The organism is Plantactinospora solaniradicis (assembly GCF_042658085.1).
Taxonomy (GTDB): domain Bacteria; phylum Actinomycetota; class Actinomycetes; order Mycobacteriales; family Micromonosporaceae; genus Plantactinospora; species Plantactinospora solaniradicis.
Map to the genome: position 1 here is coordinate 1 of NZ_JBHSPR010000074.1, position 3,558 is coordinate 3,558.

At 70.1% G+C, this 3,558-nt stretch carries 1 protein-coding gene; it reads right to left on the minus strand.

All coding sequences use genetic code 11. The features are described 5' to 3' along the window. On the minus strand, positions 1-3,558 hold a 3,558-nt coding region (locus ACFP2T_RS43060), incomplete at both ends, for an amino acid adenylation domain-containing protein (RefSeq protein ID WP_377432801.1).

The window sequence follows — 3,558 nt, forward strand, 5'->3', positions numbered from 1 at the left end:
GAACGACGCCGGCGGGTCGACCACCTGCCACGGCACCCCGTCAGCATCGGCGACCAGCCGAGTCCGTAGCACCTCATGCCGGGCCACCAACCCACCCAACGCCACGGCCAACGCCGCCACGTCGAGGTCGCCACCGAAGCCAATCGGCATCGGCATGTTGTACTCCACCGAGCCCGGCTCCAGCTGGGCCAGGAACCACATCCGCTGCTGCGCGAACGACAACGGCAACAACCCGTCGCGGTCCACCCGTACCATCGGCGCCGCCACCACACCCGGCGACGCGGCGTCGATCACCTCGGCGAGACCCGCGATCGTCGGACCGTCGAACAACGCCGCGACCGGCACCTCCACGGCGAACACGGCCCGGATCCGCGACACCACCTGCGTGGCCAGCAGGGAATGCCCGCCCAGGGTGAAGAAGTTGTCGTGCACGCCGATCTGGTCCACGCCCAACAGCTCGGCCCAGATCCCGGCCAGGAGTTCCTGCGTCGGCCCGGACGGTGCGACGTACCCTCCGGCCAGCGTCGGCCGTACACCGTCCGGCGCCGGTAGCGCGGCTCGGTCGACCTTGCCGCTGCGGTTCAACGGCAGCGCGGTCAGTTCCACGAACGCCGCCGGGATCATGTACTCCGGCAGCGCGGCCCGGGCAAGCCCGCGCAGCACATCCAACGCCGGCATACCCTCTGCCGGATCCGCCGGCACCACATACGCGATCAACCGCCGGTCGGCGTCGGTCCCGTCGGCGACCACCACCACATCACCGATCCCGGAATGCTCGCGGAGCACCTGCTCGACCTCACCCGGCTCGACCCGGAACCCACGCACCTTCACCTGGTCATCGGCCCGACCGACGAATTCCAACCGGCCATCGGGCAGCCACCGCACCACGTCCCCCGACCGATACAGTCGCGACCCGTCACCGTTGAACGGGTCGGCGACGAACCGCTCCGCGGTCAGGTCCGCCCGACCCGCGTACCCCCGCGCCAACCCCGGTCCGCCGACGAACAACTCACCAGCCACCCCCACCGGCACCTCATGCAACGCCCGATCCAGCACATACAGCCGGCTCGCACCGAACGGCGCCCCGATCGACGGCCACCGCGCCCCGACCTCCACCGTCCCCGCCGAGGCACAGACCGCCACCTCCGTCGGCCCGTACGCGTTGACCAGCCGACACGACGCCGCCCATACCCGCGCCAGCCCACCATCCAGCCGCTCACCCGCACTCACCAGCGTCGACAACCCGGCCACATCTTCCGGCGACAACAAACCCAGCAGCGACGGCGGCAACGTCGCCACCTCCACCCCACCGGCCCGCACCAATGCCGCCAACGCCGCCGGATCACCACGGTCCGCCTCGTCGGCAATCACCAGCCGCCCACCAGCGGCCAGAGCCAGGCACATGTCCCACACCGACGCGTCGAAGCCGAACGACGCGAACTGCAACACTCCGGTCCCCGCACCAATCCCGAACAACTCCCGCTGCCCGGCCACCAGGCTCGCCAACCCGCGGTGCGTCACCTGCACACCCTTCGGCCGGCCCGTCGAACCCGACGTGAACAACACATACGCCGTCTGGTCAGGATGCAGCACGATCTGCGGTGCGGTAGCCGGCTGCACCCCGACCAACGCCTGCGCCGCCGGGTCGTCGAGCACGACCGTGCGGACCCGTCCGACCGGCAGATCACCGACCGTCTCCTCCATGCCGACCAGCACCGACACCCCACCGTCGGCCAGCATCACCGCCAGCCGCTCCATCGGGTAGCCGGGATCCAGTGGCAGGTAGGCACCGCCGGCCTGCCACACCGCCAGGACGGTCGTCACGAAGTCCAGGCCCCGGGGCAGACACACCCCCACCACAACCTCCGGCCCGACGCCGACCCCGCGCAGGTAGTGCGCGAGCCGGTTCGCCCGCTCCCACACCCGCGCGTAGGACAGACCCTCGACGCCGAACCGCACCGCCTCCGCCTCCGGCGCGGCCCCCACCCAACCAGCGATCAACCCCGGCACCAGATCCGCATCGGAAACCGACACCCCACCGGCAGCCCACGACCGCAACACCCCGCGCTCCGACTCGGTCAGCACCGACAGTCCGGACAACCGACGGTCACGGTCGGCCACGATCGCCGACACCAACGCCACGAAGTGACCCACCAACCGGACCATCCGGTCCCGGTCGAACAGCGCCGTGCTGTATTCCACCGTGGCGACCAATCCGCCGGCCCGCTCACCGACGATGAACCGCAGGTCGACCCCGCCGACCATGTGCCCGATGGTGTCATCATGCTGAGTCTCGTCAGCGGTGTTGTTTTCCTCCCCGTCTTCCTCTACATCCTCCATGACGTAGTTGAACAAGACCTGGAACAGTGGGCTGCGGGACCGGTCCCGGACCACGCCCAGCTCGTCGACCAACTGCTCGAACGGCACATCCTGATGCGCGAACGCCTCCAGGATCCCCGTCCGGACCCGATCCAGCAGTTCGGTGAACGTCGGGTCACCCGACAGATCCGTGCGCAGTACCAGGGTGTTGACGAAGAACCCGATCAGCCCCTCGACCTCGGCCCGGTTCCGGTTCGCGATCGGCGTACCCATCACGATGTCGTCCTGACCGGAGTACCGGCCCAGCAGGACGTTGAACGCGCCGAACAGGGTCATGAACATCGACACCCCGGCCGAACGGGACACCGCCCGTAGACCGTCGACGAGCACGGCCGGGATCACGAAGTCCAATGCCTCGCCGTCGCTGGACCGCTGCGCCGGGCGTGGCCGGTCCGTTGGCAGCTCCAGCACCGGCGCGTCCGCGAGGAGGTCCCGCCAGTAACCCAGCTGCCCCTCGAGTACCTCACCGGTCAGCCACTGCCGCTGCCACACCGCGAAGTCGGCGTACTGCACCAACAGCTCCGGCAACCCCTGCGGGTCGACCCCGTCGCGGGCAGCGGCATACAGCGTGTCCAGCTCGCGGCGCAGAATCCCGGCGGACCACTCGTCGCTGACGACGTGGTGCTTGGCGATCGCCAGCACGTGCTCGTCCGGACCGATCCGGATCAGGGTAGCTCGGAACAACGGCCCGGCCGCCAGGTCGAACGGGATCTGCCGATCCGCTTCCAGCCAGGCCCGCACCGCCACGGCTCGGTCCGCCTCCGCGGACAGGTCCACGACCGGCAGCGTAAACGGCACCGGCGGATCGATCACCTGGTACGGCGTCCCGTCAGCGCCGGCGACGAGCCGGGTCCGCAGCACCTCGTGACGGGCCACCAGCGCGCTCAACGCCACCCGCAGCGCGTCCACGTCGAGCGCACCGGTCAGGCGGATCTCCACCGGGGTGTTGTACTCGATCGAGTCCGGCTCCAGCTGGGTGAGGAACCACAACCGCTGCTGCGCGAACGACAGCGGCAATGGCAAGCTCCGGTCCACCGGCACGATCGGCGGCGCGACCGCTCCCGGTGCGGTGGCGTCCACGGCGGCGGCCAACCCGGCGATGCTCGGCGCGTCGAACAACGCCGCGACCGGCAACTCGACGTCGAACGCGGCCCGGATCCGGGAGATGACCTGGGTCGC